Annotated in this window: 16 protein-coding genes; 13 read left to right on the top strand and 3 right to left on the bottom strand. The window is 44.8% G+C overall.

The features are described 5' to 3' along the window. The 6 genes from lpdA to MKY66_RS17540 all read left to right on the top strand — a co-directional run bounded on the left by lpdA (position 1) and on the right by MKY66_RS17540 (position 8,520). The gene (lpdA, locus tag MKY66_RS17565; protein WP_036613658.1) at positions 1-1,416 is read left to right on the top strand and encodes a dihydrolipoyl dehydrogenase; all 1,416 of its coding nucleotides are present in this window, start codon (positions 1-3) and stop codon (positions 1,414-1,416) included. A 477-nt stretch (positions 1,417-1,893) separates the two neighbouring features. Then, positions 1,894-2,688: a thymidylate synthase gene (thyA, locus tag MKY66_RS17560; RefSeq protein ID WP_076210116.1), complete on the top strand. Its 795-nt coding sequence runs from the start codon at positions 1,894-1,896 to the stop codon at positions 2,686-2,688. A gap of 50 nt (positions 2,689-2,738) precedes the next feature. Then, entirely contained in the window at positions 2,739-3,227 is a 489-nt protein-coding gene (locus tag MKY66_RS17555) for a dihydrofolate reductase (RefSeq protein ID WP_076210117.1), read from the top strand. 616 nt (positions 3,228-3,843) lie between these two features. Further along, positions 3,844-5,331 carry a glutamate synthase subunit beta gene (locus MKY66_RS17550; RefSeq protein ID WP_076210118.1) on the top strand — a complete coding sequence of 496 codons (1,488 nt, stop codon included), beginning with the start codon at positions 3,844-3,846 and terminating at the stop codon, positions 5,329-5,331. Between the two features lie 232 nt (positions 5,332-5,563). Beyond that, positions 5,564-6,055 carry a Fur family transcriptional regulator gene (locus MKY66_RS17545; RefSeq protein ID WP_036613667.1) on the top strand — a complete coding sequence of 164 codons (492 nt, stop codon included), beginning with the start codon at positions 5,564-5,566 and terminating at the stop codon, positions 6,053-6,055. 125 nt (positions 6,056-6,180) lie between these two features. Continuing rightward, the gene (locus tag MKY66_RS17540; RefSeq protein ID WP_076210119.1) at positions 6,181-8,520 is read left to right on the top strand and encodes a type IA DNA topoisomerase; all 2,340 of its coding nucleotides are present in this window, start codon (positions 6,181-6,183) and stop codon (positions 8,518-8,520) included. Positions 8,521-8,548: 28 nt separating this feature from the next. On the opposite strand, the gene MKY66_RS17535 is transcribed toward MKY66_RS17540, so the two are convergent. Continuing rightward, positions 8,549-9,313: an HAD family hydrolase gene (locus MKY66_RS17535; protein ID WP_076210120.1), complete on the bottom strand. Its 765-nt coding sequence runs from the start codon at positions 9,311-9,313 to the stop codon at positions 8,549-8,551. 49 nt (positions 9,314-9,362) lie between these two features. Continuing rightward, on the bottom strand, positions 9,363-10,283 hold the full coding sequence (locus MKY66_RS17530) for a helix-turn-helix domain-containing protein (RefSeq protein ID WP_076210121.1): 921 nt from the start codon (positions 10,281-10,283) through the stop codon (positions 9,363-9,365). 208 nt (positions 10,284-10,491) lie between these two features. Between MKY66_RS17530 and MKY66_RS17525 the strand changes: the two genes are divergently transcribed. The 5 genes from MKY66_RS17525 (at position 10,492) to MKY66_RS17505 (ending at position 16,020) form a co-directional block, all read left to right on the top strand. Then, entirely contained in the window at positions 10,492-11,682 is a 1,191-nt protein-coding gene (locus tag MKY66_RS17525; protein ID WP_076210122.1) for an MFS transporter, read from the top strand. 83 nt (positions 11,683-11,765) lie between these two features. Then, positions 11,766-12,491, top strand: a complete 726-nt coding sequence (locus MKY66_RS17520; protein WP_036613671.1) for an ATP-binding cassette domain-containing protein — start codon at positions 11,766-11,768, stop codon at positions 12,489-12,491. A gap of 22 nt (positions 12,492-12,513) precedes the next feature. Further along, the gene (locus MKY66_RS17515; protein ID WP_143760298.1) at positions 12,514-13,833 is read left to right on the top strand and encodes a hypothetical protein; all 1,320 of its coding nucleotides are present in this window, start codon (positions 12,514-12,516) and stop codon (positions 13,831-13,833) included. After that, positions 13,826-14,524, top strand: a complete 699-nt coding sequence (locus MKY66_RS17510) for a response regulator transcription factor (protein WP_017688086.1) — start codon at positions 13,826-13,828, stop codon at positions 14,522-14,524. The genes MKY66_RS17515 and MKY66_RS17510 overlap by 8 nt, the downstream gene beginning before the upstream one ends. Continuing rightward, positions 14,521-16,020 carry a HAMP domain-containing sensor histidine kinase gene (locus tag MKY66_RS17505; protein WP_076210124.1) on the top strand — a complete coding sequence of 500 codons (1,500 nt, stop codon included), beginning with the start codon at positions 14,521-14,523 and terminating at the stop codon, positions 16,018-16,020. Before MKY66_RS17510 ends, MKY66_RS17505 begins: the two co-directional genes overlap by 4 nt. Before the next feature lie 119 nt (positions 16,021-16,139). Here MKY66_RS17505 and MKY66_RS17500 read toward each other — a convergent pair whose 3' ends face one another. Beyond that, positions 16,140-17,366, bottom strand: a complete 1,227-nt coding sequence (locus MKY66_RS17500) for a glucose-1-phosphate adenylyltransferase (RefSeq protein ID WP_076210125.1) — start codon at positions 17,364-17,366, stop codon at positions 16,140-16,142. A gap of 193 nt (positions 17,367-17,559) precedes the next feature. On the opposite strand from MKY66_RS17500, the gene glgB reads away from it, so the two are divergent. Next, the gene (gene glgB / locus MKY66_RS17495) at positions 17,560-19,566 is read left to right on the top strand and encodes a 1,4-alpha-glucan branching protein GlgB (protein WP_076210126.1); all 2,007 of its coding nucleotides are present in this window, start codon (positions 17,560-17,562) and stop codon (positions 19,564-19,566) included. Further along, the gene (gene glgA, locus MKY66_RS17490) at positions 19,563-21,005 is read left to right on the top strand and encodes a glycogen synthase GlgA (RefSeq protein WP_076210127.1); all 1,443 of its coding nucleotides are present in this window, start codon (positions 19,563-19,565) and stop codon (positions 21,003-21,005) included. The genes glgB and glgA overlap by 4 nt, the downstream gene beginning before the upstream one ends. Positions 21,006-21,008: the final 3 nt, after the last annotated feature.

Genomic DNA, 21,008 nt, shown 5'->3' with positions numbered 1-21,008 from the left:
ATGGTAGTAGGCGACGCTTCTCTCAATATCGACACATTAGTAATTGGTGCGGGTCCTGGCGGCTATGTAGCTGCCATCCGCGCTGCTCAACTGGGCCAAAGCGTATTGATCGTAGACAAATCCGAACTGGGCGGTGTTTGTTTGAACCGTGGATGTATTCCATCCAAAGCCCTGATCTCTGCTGCACACCAATATGAGTCTGCACTTCACGGTGAAGCTTTTGGTATCTCTGCTGAGAACGTAAAAGTGGACTTCAGCAAAACTCAAGAGTTCAAAAACGGCGTTGTTAAGAAAATGACTGGCGGCGTAGCTGGTTTGCTCAAAGGCAACAAAGTTGAAGTTTTCAACGGTGAGTGCATGTTCATCAACGAAAACGAAGCTCGTGTATTCAATGACCACGAGTCTCCACGTTACAAATTTAAAAATGCAATTATTGCAACAGGTTCCCGTCCAATCGAACTGAAACCTTTCCCGTTTGGCGGACGCATTCTGTCTTCGACAGAAGCTCTGAACTTGCCTGAAGTACCAAAAAGCATGATCGTTATCGGTGGCGGATATATCGGTGCTGAGCTTGGTCAAATGTACTCCAAATTCGGTGCAAAAGTAACAATCATCGAAGGTTTGGATACAGTACTGCCAGGTTTCGATAAAGACATGACTAGCCTGGTGGCTAAAAACATGAAGAAAACAGGCATCGAAATCGTAACGGGTGCAAAAGCTGAAAGTGCTGAGCAAACGGATAAAGATGTAACTGTTAAGTACTCTGTAAATGGTGAGTCCAAAGAAGTAACTGCAGATTACCTGCTGGTAACTGTTGGACGTCGTCCAAACACAGATGGAGAACTGGGTCTCGACATGATTGGTGTTGACGTTGACGAGCGTGGATTTGTCAAAGTTGACCACCAAGGTCGTACCAGCATTCCTCACATCTTTGCTATCGGTGACATCGTATCTGGCTTGGCTCTGGCACACAAAGCTTCTTATGAAGGCAAAGTGGCTGCTGAAGCAATCGCAGGACAACCATCTGTAGTTGACTACAAATGTATGCCAGCTGTTGTGTTCACAGATCCAGAATGTTCCAGCGTAGGTTACACTGAAAAAGAAGCTAAAGAAAAAGGTTACAAAGTAAAAGCAGGCAAGTTCCCTTATGCGGGTAACGGCCGTGCTGTATCTTTGAACCACGCTGAAGGCTTCGTGAAAATCGTAGCTGACGAAGAAAGCGGCCTTGTATTGGGTTGCCAAATCGTAGGTCTGGAAGCTTCCAACCTGATTGCTGAGCTTGGTTTGGCAATTGAGATGGGCGCTACTTTGGAAGATCTGGCTCTCACAATTCACGCTCACCCAACTTTGGGCGAAATCGTGATGGAAGCTGCGGAATTGGTTATGGGTCACCCGATCCACATCATCTCCCGTTAAGATCATCTAAGCTTCGGATCCGTCCGGCATTATACGTATATCAGAAGAGACGAATGACGTTAACGCGTTATTCGTCTCTTTTTTTCTGAGCAAGAGCCGAGAAATTTAAGATGCCCTTGTATGTGATATGATGAAAAGTTACACGCTCATAAGTTTCAGTGAATTGATTTTATCAACAACTCAATTGTGGTACACTGTAGTAATGATCAGTCATGATGTGGCTCCAAGCCAATCACGGTCTATATATTTAGTTAAACTAACCTTTTACACGAGAACGTAGAGGACAGAAAAAACCTGAAGAAGCGGAGCTAAAAGCTTTCTGAAGGAAAGCTGCATCGGAAGCATACGCTTCGCCTTTATCCCCGAATTTTACATTTGAAAAAGGAGATTAAAAAAATCTGGGGATAACAGCGATCGGAAGGTTGTTCTGTCATCGGAGTGGTGAGTGTAAATATTCTTTAGTGAGGGGATAACAACATGAAAAACTATCTCGATTTATTGCAGGATATTCTGAACAACGGCGTGCATAAAGGAGACCGTACAGGAACGGGGACACAATCTGTATTTGGCAGACAACTCCGTTATGATCTCTCCGAAGGATTTCCGCTGGTAACAACCAAACGAATTCATCTCAAATCGGTTATTCATGAACTGTTATGGTTTTTGAGTGGCGATACCAATATATCTTATCTGAAAGAAAACGGTGTGAAGATCTGGGACGACTGGGCGGACGAAAATGGTGATCTCGGTCCGGTATACGGCTCGCAGTGGCGTACATGGGAAGCACCAAACGGAGAAAAAATTGATCAGATCTCTGCAGTCATTGATTCGATCAAAAATAATCCGGATTCACGTCGTCACCTTGTCAGCGCATGGAATGTGGCTGAAATCAACAATATGAAGCTCCCACCTTGTCATTTTGCGTTTCAGTTTTACGTTGCAGAGGGTAAATTATCATGTATGCTTACGATGCGTTCCGTGGATACGTTCCTCGGATTGCCGTTTAACATCGCGAGTTATGCGCTCTTGACTCATATGATCGCTCAGCAATGTGATCTTGAGGTGGGTGATTTCATCTGGTCTGGAGGGGATGTTCACATCTACTCCAACCACGTAGATCAGGTTAAAACTCAGCTGGAGCGTGAACCGTATGCTTTACCTAAGCTGGTAATCAAGCGTAAGCCGGATTCTATTTTTGATTATACGTTTGAAGATTTCGAGTTTGAGAACTATCAGCATCATCCGGGCATTAAAGCTCCAATTGCAGTCTAATTATGTGTTCAATCTCGATAAGAGACTTGGATTGAAGGAGTGTATTACCCTTGAGTATTGAACTGGTATGGGCAATGGGGGAGAACGGTGTGATCGGATTGAATAATTCGATTCCATGGCGTTTACCCAAGGATATGGCCTTTTTCAAACAACGTACGCTGAACAAAACAATTATCATGGGACGCAACACATGGGAATCTTTTGGTGGTAAGCCGCTTCCTCAGCGCCGTAATATCGTAGTGACAAGAGATCTGAACTACAAGGTGGAACAGGCTGAAATCGTACATACGATTGAAGAAGGGCTGAGTGTAACCAAAGGTGAGGAACTGTGTGTAATTGGGGGTTCCCAAGTGTATCGTGAGTTCCTGCCACTTGCAGATCGTCTTGTGGTGACCAAAATTCATGAGAATTTTGAGGGAGATACGTTTTTCCCTGAAGTGGATTGGTCCGAATGGGAACTGATTGAACAGATTGAAGGCGAACAGGATGAAAAAAATGTTTATGCGTATACATTCGAATTCTACGAACGTAAACGGTAAATTTGGCATAAGAAATTCCTGACTTCGGTCGTATTTTTATGATGAGAGGCGCTGATTGCGAAATATTCGTGAACAGCGTCTTTTCTTTTATAAAAAAATGAGTCACTTGTTTAAATTGGAATACATATAACATTAATATAACATGATTAATTGGTATTTATATATATTATACATACGACCAAGCATTAAACAGTAAAAAAGTGTAAAAGTTTTGAGGTTTTAACGTTGTGAAGCCCTAAAACCAGTCTGATCTTCGGAATTGAGAACGATTTATAGTAAAATATGTTGGATTTGATGACAAATTATCTGACATTCACTTAACGTTTCGACCTTTTATTTCTTTAACACACAACAGATTTTGCAGTTCAAAACCACATTAAACACCAAAATAAGGGTATTGACCATGGGTAGACTTGAAAGATATGATGTATAAAATACAAATAATTATGCGGATAATCCATTTAATATTCAGCACAGTAAATGCTACTATAATTGAAATATCTTCGAGAAGATTTTGTGATACAATAGACAAAAACTCAAGTAATGAGTAATCCATTTCATATAGAACCATGCACATGAAGGGATTAAGACAAGAACGGATGGGGGAAAACGTAAGATGTCTACACCTACTGGATTTATGGAATACAAACGTCAACTGCCAACAGATCGTGAGCCAGCGGAGCGGATTAAGGATTGGGAAGAGTTTCATAAACACATGGCTGAAGAAGAGCTCAGAACACAAGGTGCACGATGCATGGATTGTGGTACCCCGTATTGCCATACAGGTATAGATATGATTGGCGGCACGTCAGGTTGCCCCGTGCATAACCTGATTCCAGAATGGAATAATCTTGTATATCGCGGACTGTGGAGAGAAGCACTTGAGCGCCTTCACAAAACGAATAATTTCCCAGAGTTTACAGGTCGCATCTGTCCAGCTCCTTGCGAAGGATCATGTACAGTTGGCTTAATTGGTCAGCCTGTAACCATCAAAACGATTGAAGAAGCAATTATTGAAAAAGGTTTCGAAGAAGGATGGGTCGTTCCCCAACCTCCTGAAAAACGTACGGGTAAACGTGTAGCTGTGGTAGGCTCAGGTCCAGCGGGATTAGCTACTGCGGCTCAGTTGAATAAAGCAGGACACTCGGTAACCGTATATGAGCGTTCGGACCGTGTCGGCGGATTGCTGATGTACGGTATCCCAACGATGAAATTGGATAAAAACGTAGTTCAACGTCGTGTTGATCTGCTCGAAGCAGAAGGCATTCAATTCATTACGAACACCGAGATTGGTAAAGATATTGCAGCACAACAACTGGTGGATGAATATGACGCTGTTGTATTGTGCGGTGGTGCAACGAAGCCGCGTGAATTCAATATTGAAGGCAGCGACTTGAAAGGCGTTCATTACGCAATGGATTTCCTGAATGGCAGCATTAAGAGTTATCTGGACTCCAATCTGGAAGATGGTCAATATCTGTCCGCTAAAGATAAAGATATTATCGTCATTGGTGGCGGTGATACAGGATCTGACTGTGTGGCTACATCGCTGCGCCATGGTTGTCGTACGATCACTCAATTCGGTACGCATACACAAGCGCCTATGGAGCGTGATCGCATTAATAATCCTTGGCCACAATTCCCGAACGTATACACACTTGATTATGCGCAAGAGGAAGCCAAAGCGTTGTTTGGTCAAGATCCGCGTGAGTTCTCCATCATGACAACGAAATTTGTCGGAGACGATGAGGGGAACCTCAAAGAATTGCATACAGTACAGATCGAGCGTATTGTGGATGAGACTGGTCGCAAGATTTATCAGCCGATTCCAGGTACAGAGCGTGTATTCCCGGCTCAGATGGCCATGATTGCCATTGGTTTTGATGGACCGGAACAAACGTTGGTAGAGCAACTGGGACTTGCAACAGATCGTCGCACAAACGTTAAGGCACGTTACGGCAAATACAACACCAATGTGGATAAAGTATTTGCAGCAGGTGACATGCGTCGTGGTCAAAGCTTGGTTGTATGGGCGATTAATGAAGGCCGTGAGGCTGCTCGTGAAGTGGACAAATACTTGATGGGTGCTTCGGTTCTGGTGTAAAAGTATAGAACAAGATATCATTGACAACCTTCGCGAATCAGCGAGGGTTGTTTGCTGTCTATTGAAAAGAAAAGACTACATATTTCACGTAAGTGTGAGCAATAGCATTGCTTTTTAAGTGATAAAGATTTATTATTATATTATAATGATTATAAATAAGGATTAACTGAAACCATGAATCCGTACGATAAAAGTAAAATTCAATGAATATAAACCGGAGGTGCGACCTGCTATGGCAAGTAACCGGGACAAGTCCATTTCAGAACAGATCTTTCACATTAAAAATCAATTGGTTGAAAAAGGATATAAGTTAACACAACAACGGGAAGTTACTGTACGTGTATTGCTTGAACATGAAAAGGATCATTTTAGCGCAGAGGAAGTATTTCTCCTGGTTAAGGAGCAGTTCCCTGAGATTGGATTGGCTACCGTATACCGAACTCTCGAACTGCTGAGTGACCTTCAGGTCGTTGAAAAGATTAACTTTGGTGACGGGGCTGCGCGCTTTGACCTGCGAAGTACAGACGGTTCCCATCACCACCATCATTTGATCTGTACAGAATGTGGTAAAGTGGAAGAGATTATGGAAGATGGTCTGCTTCGTTTGGAACAACAAATCGAGCGTCAGTATGGCTTTGCTGTTACGGATCATCGTCTGGATTTCCAGGGTGTATGCAAAGAGTGCAGACAAAAACATGTATTAAAGGAACAGGCAGCAGGATAATTCACTTCGGGAAGGTGCTCCCGAATCCAAAATCTGATATAATGAGTTTCAGAAGCAAGGGGCTTCCGTCGGCGGAATGCCCCTTTTTGCCGTCATGCGGACGGTGAAGGAGGAGAGATGGACGGATGAAGACACTGGTTATAGCGGAAAAACCCGACATGGGTCGAACCATTGCCGCCGTCATAGAACCAAAGGCCAAGAATAATCGCACATATCTGGAGGGTGAGCATTACATCATCACTTGGGCGATAGGGCATTTGCTTGGACTGGCTGAACCGGATGCCTATGATACAAAGTACAAACGCTGGAATATAGCGGACCTGCCAATCATACCCGATCAGTTCAAGATTGTACCCAATCCGAGGACTAAAGATCAGCTCAAAATGATTGGAGAACTGGCAAAACGGGCTTCAGCGATCGTTAATGCTTGCGATGCAGGGAGAGAAGGTCAGTACATCTTCGCTCTCATACAACAGCAATTGAAGCTGCGTCAGCCTGTAAAGCGTTTATGGATATCGGATTTGACGGCAGAGAGCATTAGACGTGGATTTGATGGTCTGAAGGATGCCTCTGAATTTGAAAATTTGACCCATGCAGCTCGCGCCAGAAGTGAAGCCGATTGGCTGATCGGCATGAATGCCTCGCGGGCGTTTACAACCCGCCATAATGCATTGTTGTCTGTAGGCCGTGTGCAGACGCCGGTACTCGCGCTAATCTACGATCGGGAAATAGAGATTGAAGCGTTCCAGTCACAGACCTTTTATGAAGTAGCCGCCTGGTTTCGGCAAGAAGGTGTTGAGTACCGGGGACTGCGTCAGGGAGATAAGTTGACCGATGCGGAGGCAGCAGAGGCCATTGCAGCCACTGTGAAGGGCAAGACAGGGCAGATTACCAAATACGAAGCAAAGCAGACGAAGGAGTATCCGTATCGTTTGTATGACCTGACCCTTTTACAGCGTGAAGCCAATGCCAAGTTTGGATATGGAGCCAAAAAAACACTGGATATTGCACAGGCCTTGTATGAAAAACACAAGGTAATTTCGTATCCGCGGACAAACTCCAACTATGTTACAGAACAGAATATTGAAGGTATGCACAAAACACTAAACCTGCTTAAAAATGGTACCTATAGTGAGCTTGCACAAGGGGCCAAGCCAGAGCTTGTTCACAAGAATAATAAAGGGGTATGTAATCCGAGCAGAGTTGAAGATCACCATGCGATCCTACCTACTTTGAAGCGACCAGGTACCTTATCCAAGGATGAGCAGAACATCTATGATTTGATTGTAAGACGGTTCTTGTCTCACTTTTATCCTCCGGCGGAGTATAAGCAACATACCGTGCTCACCGAAGTGGAGAAACATCAGTTTAAGACATCTGTCAAAGAGCTGCTGTCCCTCGGATGGAAAGTGGTTCTCGGTTCTGGAGATCAGGAACAGGGTGGTGCAGGCAAGAAGAAGACCAAGAAAAACGGCAATGAGGATGAGGAAGCTGAAGAGTGGACGGACAAGGCTTTTGCTGTACAACCTGAATTGCCTGTTCAATGTACGAAGAGTGAGTTCAAGGAGAAGGCGACCCAGCCTCCCAAAAGTTATACCGAGGGAACATTGCTGAAAGCGATGGAGAGTGCAGGCAAGCAGATCGAGAATGAAGAGCTGCGAGATGCGATGAAAGATAGTGGTCTGGGTACTCCGGCTACACGTGCGGCTACAATTGAACGCCTCAAAAACGTGGGTTACATTACGCTGCAAGGAAAGAAAATGCAGTTAACGCTCAAAGGCAGAACAGCTATTGAGTTGATTCGCCGTGCAGGCGTAGATCTGTTAACTTCACCTGAGATGACCGGGCAATGGGAAAGAAGATTATATCAGATTTCCAAAGGTGAGGCGGGTCAGGACAAGTTCATGGAGAACGTCAAGAAATTCACCTTGTCCATCATTGAGAAAGTACGTGTACAAGCCCCAGCCCCAGCAGATGCTTTTGGGGAAGATTCACGGGCAGGCAGGGGCAAAGGTAAAGGAGCCAGGACCCAGGCCGGCAATACAAGGACATCTGCCAAGACGGCTAGTGGTGGTTCCGCTGTAAAAACGTCCCGTCAGACTACGGCATCTTCGTCCAGAGCGGGCAGTGGGAAAAGCACGACCACCAAGGCATCATCTTCAACAGCGAGCCCAACCGGAGTGAGAGAGTTACTGGCACCTTGTCCTTCTCCCGGCTGCACGGGTCAGATTATAGAGGGCAAGAAGGGTTATGGATGCTCACGTTTCAAGGAAGGCTGTCCATTTGTGGTCTGGAAAGAGTATGCGGGTAAAAAAATCACCAGTACGATGTTAAAATCGCTGATAGAGAAGGGCAGTACACAAGTACTGTCGTTTAAACGAAAAGACGGGAGTACGGTGAAAGCACGTATTATTTTGCAGGACGTAGTAACAGGCAAATTATCTGGCGAGAAGCAGGATGCTTGATGTTAGTCATCATAAAGTAAAAGGACCCTTAACCAAGGGTCCTTTTCTGTTGCTGCTGTTGTATATTTTCGTGTATGACTTTTGGTACCTCTTCCAGTGCAGTGATGGTATACATCGACGTTTCCGGATTAGGCTGAAGTTCTACGATGTTGTATTGCCATTCATTCGGTTGTTTGATATAAATGCTGTGAATTCCGGCTTTTACCGCAGGCATAATATCTGTGCGTAGTGAGTTGCCAATCATCCAAGTTGCCCGACGATCAAACGGACCATTAGACAGAATGCCTTCCAACGCCTCGACGTTTTTGTGTTGTCGGATATAGATCCGATCATCAAAATAAGCCGAGAGTTTCATCTGATCAATCTTCCGCTGTTGGATCACGGTTTCGCCGCCCGTATATAAGTAGAGGGAATGTCCAGCACCTTTGAGGTTCTCAAGCGTTTCAACCATATGAGGGTAGGGTTCAACCTCCTGATCGTACACACTCATACCCAACTTGCTCAGATAAGACTCTTCTCTGGGAGAGGTTAATCTGGCGAACTTGCCGGAGAAATAACGATAGGTATCAATCAGGGATTGCGGGAAATGATGACTCGCAAAGCCAAGCTTGTTCACTCCGGTTACATCAATCTCCAGCTGTTTTTCCCGAATCTCTTGTGTCGTCAGAGAATGTCCATCAAACCACTCTTGCATATTTTCAAAGAATTCTCCCAAAACCAGGTTGAAGTACTTGTTGCAATATACGAGTGTATCATCAAGGTCAAACAAAATATGTTGTTTCATTATTTTCATGATCTAACTCACTCCTTGTAGCCAGTAAATCCACAATGGTTCAACTAAATTAAATGCGAATGTAGGATTCCAGGAACATATTCAGTTCAGATACGCCATCCGGTCGAATACTATATTTCTCTTTACGGTTACTTCCGAGCAGATGGGTCCGTAGCAGACCTGCGATGCGTAGCGCCATAACCTGGTCTTTGACCGTGTCTTCGTCTTTATCCAATTCTTCACACATCTCAGCGAGGGATTTGGGTTCATCCGATACGTAACGAAGCAGGCGAAGTCTTTCGGGATCAGCCAGCGCATGGGTGAAACGTAAAAGACATGTTGGTGGCTGGTCTTCGTTCTCTTCAGGTGCATCTACGGGATACTGCATGATCATCATACCCTCATAGAAACAGTACATATTAATAGGACGATTGTGGACCGTTGGAAACAGGATGACTTCGTTCAGTCCCGGCATCGGTTCAACAATAACGCCCGCTGTAGCATATTCAATAAGCAGTTCAGGGCCCATTTTATCAAGCAAAATGCGTTTTTCTTCGGCATCTTCTTCCAGCCACACACGCTGATCTTCGCTCATATTCTGACAGTAGTGTTCATCCCATAGTCGCAATAATGGGACATAACTGTTCCGAATGCGCGTAGATTCTTCTATTGTAAGAGCGGGCAGAAGAGGAGACACACGTGCATACAGGTCTTCCGCTGTCATTCCGGCAAGCATGTCCAGAAATTCACGATTTTCCTTCGTATCATTTTGATACGCAGCCCATGCAAACAGGACATCAAAATCATCAAAAGGCCAAGTGGCAGCAGGTGCGAGCGCAGCTCGTACATTGGAACTTAGTTTGCCTTCCACTTCCAGAATCCATTCAGGACCTATATCCAGATGCTGAATCCATTTTTTCGTAACATAAACCAGAAAGCTGTTGAGCATTTCATATATCGGTGAAACATCAATTTTCACATGATAAGCCATATTGTTGCAGAATCCTCCCGTCACATCTAAGTGTACGCAGCGACTTAAGTACTATTATGGCTTGTTTTGCAGGGCGTTGTCCACTATAATGTTCAAGTCCGGCGCAAAGCCCTGATTCAAGAATAGCAGTTTAAAACCATATGTATATCATACAAAAGTCGTCAGCGATGGCGATTTTTCTTTGTGTGCTCGCAGGAGGAATGAATTCGTGTCATCGATTACTCGTCCCAAACTATCACACTCGACAGCCAACTATCTCATTTTGATTACGGTTATTGTGGTAGCTGGAATTAGTCAGGGGCTTTTGCTGCCTGTGCTTTCGATTTTTTTGGAGCAAAAAGGGGTTTCACCAGGTTTGAACGGATTAAACGCCGCCGCGTTGTACATTGGCTCCTTTGCCATGACTCTAGTTGCGGAACGACTATTAGGGGCACTCGGGTTCAAAAAACTGATTGTGGGTGGCCTGATATTGGTCATGGTCCCTTTAGTACTATTTCCGTATTTACCAGATATTAAAATATGGTTCATATTGCGCCTGATCGTTGGAATAGGAGACAGCGCACTGCATTACGCGGCTCAGCTCTGGGTACTGCTTGTTACGGCACCTGAGAAACGTGGGCGCTACATATCACTATATGGCATGTCCTACGGGCTGGGATTCAGTATTGGTCCGCTGGGAATTAAGCTGCTTGGCTTCGGTGATGCTGTCCCTTTCTGGGTATTGTTCGTATGTATGGCAGCAGTACTTATACTGGTATTAATGAAGCTTCCGAATACGAAGCCGGAAAAAGCAGAGCATGGCCAGCTCCCTGAACGGCGCTTCCGTCGCAGTCTGGCATGGGCCTGGTATGCATTGTTACCAGCACTTTTATACGGATATATGGAGGCCGGTATGAATAGCAACTTCCCCGTGTATGGCCTGCGTATTGGATTCGATACCGATCAGATTTCATCCTTGCTTCCATTTATCGGGATTGGAGGTTTGTTCCTTCAATTGCCTCTTGGGATATTGAGTGACCGATACGGGCGTAAAAAGATATTGATGTTTGCGGGCATCAGCGGGGGAATCATCTTCATGCTGGTTCCAGTCGCAGGTACGCATTTCTGGTGGACGCTTGTATTGTTAACCATCGCAGGTGGCCTGGTCGGCTCCTTTTTCTCATTGGGCCTGGCCTATGCCGCAGACATTTTGCCTAAGGTGTTACTGCCTGCAGCCAACGTTGTGGCATCCTTTCATTTCACGATTGGAAGTATTATTGGACCGAATCTGGGTGGTCAGATGATCAACTGGATTTCACCCGGAAGCATGTTCACCTTGCTCGGAATTCTGTACCTTCTTTTCGGCGTGGCAGGTATATTATTTCGTCGTAAACCTGAGTTCGAATCTGTGTTAAAATAGAAGCTGGTGTTCGCATGGAAATTGATGTCCATTTCCGAGTACACTAGTGGTAGGGAAAAACATGGACAAGAGGAGACATCGCGATGATCAGAGTAGAGAACTTGAGTAAATCCGTTGGCGTGGACCGCGTTCCCGTTCTGCGGGATATTCGATTTGATATGCAACAGGGTGAAATGATTGCTGTAGTTGGCTCAAGCGGTAGCGGTAAAAGCATGTTGCTTAAATGTTTGGCCATGATGGAAAAATGGGATTCCGGCCGGTTTACGGTGGATGGTGCCGAGATTTTGAAAGAAGGCTGGTCCGGAAAACGGAAAATCAAACGGGAATGGGCATACTTGGAACAAAATCCAGAATTATTTCCTAGACGTACGGCTCTTAAAAATGTGTTAATCGGACGATCGGGTCAGACTCCCGTATGGAGAATGGTAACCGGTATGGTACGTTCCGATGATTATATGGGTGCTATGGATTATCTCGAAGGATTGGGATTACTTGATAAAGCACATCAAATAGCAGAGAAGCTCAGTGGTGGCGAGAAGCAGCGTGTTGCTATTGCAAGAGCACTTGCTCATGGTGCCAAAGTCGTTTTGGCCGATGAACCAGTGATTGGTCTTGACCCTCACACAGCAGATTCGGTGCTGGAAACGCTGCGCAAATTATGTGAAGAAGAACGTGCAACAGTCATTGCAGTACTGCCTATTGAACTTGCTGAAAAACATGCCACACGGATCTGGGGATTGGCAGAAGGCAAGATTGCTTTTGATATTCGTGGACGAAGACTGACACAGCAAGAAAAAAACCAGATTTAAACTATTGAAAAGAGTGATGAGATTGTTTAATTCACGGTGGGGACGCTTCATTGCAGCAGGAACTATGGCGATTATGCTTGGTTCTGTTCTAAGCGGATGCACAGTCATAAGTGACCCCAAGGGCTTGATGAGAAAACCAATGATGTCCACCGATAAGGAGAAACTGTACAACGTGGTTCAGGTTAAACTGCCGCCAGAGAGCACGTTGATCCGTCCCAAGGATATGAATAATACCAGTATGATTCGAGTAGAAGACCTGAATGGGGATGGAACTCGGGAAGCGATTGTTTTTTATGAGACACCAAATGAGAATGTGCGAATCCATGGCATGATTTTGGAAGAGCAGGGAGGCACATGGGTTAAAAAGCTTACATTTGATGTGCCGGGAAATGAGTTGCAATCCTTTAAAGTATTGGATATTACGAATGACGGAAATCCGGATATTATTCTTGGTGTAAGTCTGCAGGAGCAGAAGGCCCTGACTGCATATTCCTACAAGGGCGGGGCACTGGAGCAGGTCTTGGGTGGAGTTCCGTATAATCAATATATTATTGATAATGCGCAGGGGAACACGCTGGATTTGAGCGGAGATGGTAAAAGTGATTTTGTTATCATTTCGCTGAACACCAGTGGTTTTGCATCGATTGCGTTATACCAGTATGAAGATGGTAGCTTCAAGGAAGTGGATCGGGTGCAGACCGATTATACCGTTAAAGAAGTTTATAATGCGCTGGGTGGCGAGATCTCCAAAGGACAAATGGGCATTGTACTGGATGCTGAGCTGGATGATCGGAGTTCCTTCTCACAAATTATGTATGTTAAAGATAACAAGTTAGTCAATGCTTTTAAATCACCGGATCAAACGTATAGAGATGACAAAATTTTAAGCGGTGATGTCGATAATGATGGTATTATTGAGTTTGGACTTAAAGAGACTCCAAAAGGCTGGGAGCATTACGTTTTTGACTCCAGGTTGTGGTTCTATACCTATTACCAATGGGATGGCAAAGACAGCAAGAAATTTGTCTCATTCCAATTCCGGGATGATGCTGATTTATTCCATCTAAATCTCAAGCCAGAGTGGTACGGTAAGATCACTATTGACACCAAATCGGAGAAGGAAAAATATATTCGATTTAAAATGATTGATACGGACGAAACCGTAGCAGAGATCAAATATTTCACCCTTTCCAAGTGGGAACAGGAGAAGGGTAAAAGCTGGAAGGAAATTACGCGTACCAAAGATCGGGTTATTGCTTCACGAGTAGCACAATCAGAGGCGGGTAAAGATGCACTGAGCAATACTTCTCAGCTGAATAGAAAGGGAGAACTTAATGAGTAAAGTACTTATTCTTGAGGATGAAGAATCCATCCGCAGTTTTATAGTGATTAATTTAAAGAGAAACGGATTCGAAGTGCTTGAAGCGGGTGATGGCCATGAAGCACTCCGCATACTTCAGACAGTACCGGATATTGATCTGGCTCTGCTGGATGTTATGGTACCAGGTATTGATGGATTTGAGGTCTGTCGACGCATCCGTGAAACCAATGAACGTCTGGGCATCATCTTTTTGACCGCGAAAGTTCAGGAACAGGATAAAGTGTATGCTCTCTCCGTTGGTGCAGATGATCACGTCAGCAAGCCTTTCAGCCCAACAGAGTTGATTGCACGTATTCAGTCATTGTTACGCCGGGTGAACGTGCATCGGGAAACTGCGGCAAAGGTTACGTTCCAGTCCGGGCCATTTTCACTGGACCTGATCTCGAAGCAATTCAAGAAACAGAATGAAGCCATTGAATTGACTCCAACGGAGTTTTCCTTGATTCAGTTTTTCCTGGAAAAAGAAAATACACCGCTCAGCCGCGATGTATTGTTAGATCATGTGTGGGGAAAAGAGTACATGGGTGATCCCAAAATTGTGGATGTCAACATTCGTCGTCTGCGTCAGAAAATTGAGAACAATCCTTCCGAGCCCGAATACCTGCAAACTGTATGGGGTCACGGGTACAAATGGAAGGGCCGGGAGCAATGATTAAAAAAGGCATTACTCGGCAGATCGTACTACATTATTTCTTTGTAGTTTTTCTCGCTCTGCTGTTGGTCGAATTCGTATTTATGTTGGCAGTACAAAGGTATTATTATGAAAGTATCTACAATACGATTAGTACCCACATTTCTAATTCAAAGGACTTTTTCGAGCCAATCGCTCGTGAGAATACTACGGAGGATGGCAATAATCTATCCAGACTCCTTGTGAACTTGGCATTGTCCAATACTGAATTGGAAATTTTGGATCTGAACGGGCGCGTATTGGCGAGTTCGACTGCTTTTGAATCTGACCGTGCTGTGCTGCAAACCAGTGATATTATGCAGGCTCTGAATGGGGATATGGGACGCTGGATTGGAAGACAACCAGGTACTGGAGAATCCGTCATGGCCGTTTCACACAAGTTTGATCTGGGCGGCGAAAATACTTATGTTATTCGATATCTGACTTCACTCGAAGATGTGAATTCAAAGCTGTTGAATATGGGACTACTCGCCGCTGCGGTCGGTGTTGGCGTGCTTGCTATAGTGTTGATCATCAGCATTGGTATGGCAAATTCCATTGTACGTCCAATTAACAACATCACCGCAGTATCTGCCCAAATGGCCAGAGGGCGGCTGGATGTCAGGGTTAAGGGAAATTATAAGCACGAACTGGGCGAATTGGCATCAACACTTAACTTCATGGCACATGAAATCGTGCGCAGTAATCAGATCAAGGATGATTTTATCTCCTCGATCTCACATGAATTAAGAACACCTTTGACCAGTATTAAGGGCTGGAGCGAGACACTGGACTCAGGCGGTTATGATCCGGAAGAAACTCGTATCGGTATGGGTATTATCTCCAAGGAAACCGAACGACTGATTGGACTTGTTGAAGAGATGCTGGATTTCTCCAAATTGCAGCAGAATCAGATGAAGCTGGTCAAAGGAACGGTCAACATTCGTGAAATTGTACAGGAAACGATGTTGAATGTCTGGGCCAAAGCGGAACAAAAACAGGTCCATCTCAAATTGGAAACGGACGAGACGCGTGCTTATAATGTCCATGGAGACGGCAATAGACTGAAACAAGTTTTCTTAAACGTTGTGGATAATGCGATCAAATTTTCACATGAGAATTCCTGGATCTTCTTGTCGGTCAAAGAGGAGAATGGTCAGATCATTGCAGCTGTTCAGGATACCGGTATCGGAATTAGTGAAGAACACCTAATCAAAGTACGGGACCGCTTCTTCCAGGTTAATCATCAAAATGGGGGAACGGGACTGGGTCTTGCGATTACGCAAGAATTGGTAGAACTGCATGAGGGAACGATCACGATGCAGAGTGAACTTGGATCTGGTACAACCGTTACGGTTACATTACCGGCTGTGTCTGAGGAGATGGGTCCAGAAGAATCTGTAACCGCGTCTGGTGATGCTGAAGTCACAGATGAGGGAACAGCAAGTGATACAAAATCGGATCTAGAAAAGTCTTAAGGTTTTAAAAGATAAGAGATTTTTCTACCTGATGATTGATCGAGCATGTACGCTTTATAACTTCCATATCAACACAAAAAAAAGGTGAGCCATCCAAGGCTCACCTTTTTTGCATATTCTTATGAAGAAAGTTCACCAGTGCGCAGGCGTCCACTTTTCTCATATACTTCTTTCAACATACGAACAGGTTGCGTACGGACAGCCGGTTTGGCAGAGACGATCTCGTTAGGTCCAACGACCACAATTTCATCCGCCGTACCTTTAACGATTGCACCGTCCTTGATTATTGCACCTTCACCGATGATGGCGCGTTCGATGTGAACCCCACGGCCTATGCGTGCGTTTGGCATAACGACACTGTCTTTAACCTCAGAGCCTTTACCCACTTCTGCACCGCAGAAGATAACGGAACGCTCCGAACGACCTTCGATTGCACAAGAATCGTGAATCATGGAAGTAACATGTTCGATCTTTGTATGTCTTGCTTTGTAAGCACTTGGCTTGGAGCGCCAGTCGCGAGTAAACATCGGCCAGTTTTCTTTTTGCAGACTCCAGTCTTCCTCGTTGTGTAACAGATCCATATGTGCATCCCAAAGGCTCTTAACCGTACCTACGTCTTTCCAATAACCATTAAAGTTATAGACAAAGAGGGGATTATTTTCGTTCAACATTTGAGGAATCACATCTTTACCGAAGTCATGGCTGGATTCAGGGTTAGCGGCATCTTCCAAGAGATGGCGTTTCAGATAATCCCATTTGAACATGTAAATGCCCATTGAAGCCAGATTACTTTTTGGTTCAGCCGGTTTCTCGGCAAACTCGGTTACACGTAAATTCTCATCAGCAGCCATAATACCGAAGCGATGTGCTTCATCCCATGGAACTTCCATTACTGAAATCGTTGCTGCTGCATTATTGGCTTGATGAGCCTCCAACATCTCGCGATAATTCATATGATAAATATGATCACCCGACAAAATTAGAACATTTTCGGGGTTTTGCTGATCAATATAGTCAATATTTTTATAAATAGCATCCGCCGTTCCCAAGTATTCGTCATTTCCTGTATGATAAGATGGAAGTAAGGAAATTCCTGCCTGACTTGAGTTACCATGTCCCCATGGTTCGCCTTGACCAATGTGATCATGCAAAGATTCCGCTTGGTACTGCGTCAGTACACCTACAGTGTCAATTCCTGAATTAACGCAGTTACTGAGAGGAAAATCGATGATCCGGTAGTGCCCGCCAAACGGTACAGCGGGTTTTGCGATACTTGAGGTTAAAGGGGCTAATCGCTTCCCTTCTCCTCCCGCCAACAGCATAGCGATGCAATCTTTATTAAACATAATCGTTTCCCTCCCAAAATATTGTGCATTGTAGTACATCATTAACGCAAAGTAGAGCAGATGAAACGATTGTTACTGTAAAAATTCAGAAAAAAGACAACATTTTCTAAGACACCGCATTTTTCTTTTCAACTTGGCTAGAATGGGGTAATGGTTACTGTTATATCTATTTTCTTGAAAAGAAGGTGATCTCTTGGCCATTCAACCGTTGGCACACCCGGACATATTGCCGGAGCATATTTATTTATTTCATGAAGGTAACCTTCATCACAGTTATCGAATTTTGGGCGCACAGCCTGAGATCTGCGATGGCCGTCAGGGGTATCGCTTTACCGTGTGGGCACCAAATGCCGCAGAAGTAGGATTGGCTCTGGACCGTAATGGATGGAAAGGTGAAAAGGAACCTTTATATAAGATACCCGAATCAGGATTTTGGAGTCGTTTTTTTCCGGAAATTAGTGAAGGAACTTTATACAAGTTCCGTATATTAACGGAAGATGGAACAGAATTGCTCAAAGCCGATCCTTATGCGTTTCATGCGGAGGTTCGACCTCAGACAGCCTCTGTCACCAGTTCAATCGAAGGGTACAAATGGAATGATGGAGCCTGGAGACGCAAACAACGCGGGCTGTATAATAAACCCCTACATATTTATGAAATGCATATGGGAACCTGGAAGCGCAAAGAAGACGGAAGCCTCTACAGTTATCGAGAGATGGCTGATTTGCTTGTTCCTTACTTATTGGAAATGAAATATACCCATGTTGAGATGATGCCTCTTAGTGAGCATCCTTATGATCTTTCGTGGGGATACCAAAACACTGGATTTTACGCGCCAACAAGCCGTTACGGACAGCCCAAAGATCTGATGTATCTGGTGGATACACTACATCAGGCTGGAATTGGAGTTCTGCTGGATTGGGTACCAGCGCATTTTGCCAAAGATGCTCATGGGTTGCGTATGTTTGATGGTACGCCTTTGTATGAGTATGCAGACCCGATGTTAGCAGAGAAGCCAGGCTGGGGTACTCTTAGCTTTGACTACTCGAAACCTGAGATTCGTTCATTTCTGATCTCCAATGCATTATATTGGATGGAGATGTATCATTTTGACGGACTCCGTGTTGATGCGGTTACGAGTATGCTTCGGCTTGATTTTGAGAAGCAGCCAGGCCAATATCGTACCAATGATGAAGGTGGTCTTGAGAACAAGGAAGCTGTAGCTTTTTTGCAGCAGCTGAATGAGACGGTGTTCAAGTATTTCCCTTATGCATTGATGATGGCTGAAGAATCCAGTGCATGGCCAATGGTGACTTTACCTGTAGATGAAGGTGGTCTGGGCTTCAACTACAAATGGAACATGGGCTGGATGAACGATACGCTTGATTACATGGAATCTGATTTTCACGAGCGTCCTTCCAAACATCATTTGCTGACTTTCCCGGTCGTATACTCCTTTGCTGAAAATTATGTGCTACCTCTGTCACATGACGAGGTTGTTCATGGCAAAAAGTCGCTCCTCGACAAGATGCCAGGAACTTATGAACAGAAATTTGCCGGCATGCGTGCTTTTCTGGGCTATTTTATGACTTTCCCAGGGAAAAAGCTGTTGTTTATGGGTGGAGACTTTGGCCAGTTCATCGAATGGAAAGATGAGGATCAACTGGACTGGTTCTTGCTGGATTATGACAGTCACCGCAATTTGCATAAGTTTGAGCGTGAGCTGTCTAACCTGTACTTGAGTGAAAAAGCTTTGTGGGAGCTTGATCATTCCCTAGACGGTTATGAATGGATCACTCCGGATGATCAGGACCAGAGTGTCATTTCATACGTACGCAAAGGAAAAAAACCTGCGGATACACTCCTTGTGCTCATTAACTTTCAGCCGGTCAAGCGGGAGCGTTACCGGATTGGTGTCATGCGTCCCGGTATGTATACCGAAGTACTGAACAGTGACCATTCCGTTTACGGCGGTTCAGGCATTACTAATGATATGCAGCTGCCTACCGAAAAGATTCCTTTTCATGGGCATCCGCATAGTCTCGAATTGGTATTGCCTCCGCTTAGCATCGTGATTATAAAAAAGAACACGCGTCGGAAAACGGATGAATCACCTGCGACTATAACTTCCGTCAGTTCAAAAACGAAGAATAAAAATGAAAGCAATACGCTCAAACCGAAGAGGAGGACAAAGGCATGAATATTCTATTTGCTGCTGCTGAAGTACATCCATTTATCAAAACAGGAGGCCTTGCTGACGTAATCGGTGCTCTCCCGTTTGCATTGAAGAAGAGCGGGGCAGATGTGCGGGTGATTATGCCTAAGTACAAGGGGATTCCCGATGAGTATAAAGACGCGTTACAGTCCGTAATTACAACGGATGTGCCTCTTGGCTGGCGCAGACCCTATTGTGGAATAGAAATGCTGGTCCATGATGGGATTCCAGTCTATTTTGTGGATAATGAGTATTATTTTGGGCGTGATGGAGTGTACGGTTACATGGATGATGGCGAGCGTTTCGCCTTCTTCAACCGTGCAGTTCTCGAAGTGTTGCCACAGATTGAGTTCAAGCCTGACGTGCTGCACAGTCATGACTGGCATGCAGGAATGATTCCTTTGGTGCTTGAAGCACACTACAGACACGATCCATTCTACAGTGATATTCGTACGGTATTCACCATACATAACTTGTTGTATCAAGGGGTATTCCCGCATGAGTTATTCAGTGATATCCTTGAGCTGGACGATCGATATTTCACCGTGGATGGAGCCGAGTATTACGGTAATGTCAACTTCCTGAAGGCTGGAATTGTCTACGCTGACCATGTAACAACCGTTAGTCCAACTTACGCACAGGAAGTGAAAACATCTTATTACGGATACGGTCTGGACGGACTGCTTAGTTCACTTGGAGATCGATTCAGCGGGATTGTAAATGGCATTGATACCAAGAGCTACAATCCGGCTACAGACACCAAGATCCCGGTGAAATACAGAACAAGTCTGTCCAAGAAAACGGAAAACAAAATTGAGCTGCAAAAGGAACTTGGCTTGCCTGTTCGACCTGATGTACCCCTTATGGTCATGGTCACAAGGCTTGTGGATTCCAAAGGACTTGATCTGGTCTGTCGTATCCTGGATGAATTGTTGTATTATGATGACATTCAATTCGCGGTACTGGGGACAGGAGAGCAGGCGTATGAACACTGGTTCCGTGAAGCCGCGAATCGTTATCCACTTAAAATGTCTGCACAGATTAAGTTCAACGACGGGTTATCCCGTCGGTTCTATGCAGGCAGTGATATCTTCCTGATGCCATCCAGATTCGAGCCGTGTGGTATTAGTCAGCTGCTGGCTCTGCGGTACGGTAGTGTGCCTCTCGTAAGGGAAACAGGCGGTCTGAACGATACTGTACAGGCATATAACGAGTTTACTGGAGAAGGGAATGGTTTCTCATTCACAAGCTTTAATGCACATGACATGATGAATACCATTCGGCGTGCTGAGGAGATCTACAAACAGCCAGAACACTGGAAGAAAATTGTGAAGAATGCAATGGGTGGAGAATACAGCTGGAACGTCTCTGCTGAAGAATATATGGACATTTATCGTCGGATCACACTTGACCCTGTAAACTGATGC

Origin of the sequence: Paenibacillus sp. FSL R5-0766, from assembly GCF_037971845.1 — a bacterium.
Taxonomy (GTDB): Bacteria; Bacillota; Bacilli; order Paenibacillales; family Paenibacillaceae; genus Paenibacillus.
This window is presented reverse-complemented; position numbering and strand designations above follow the sequence as displayed.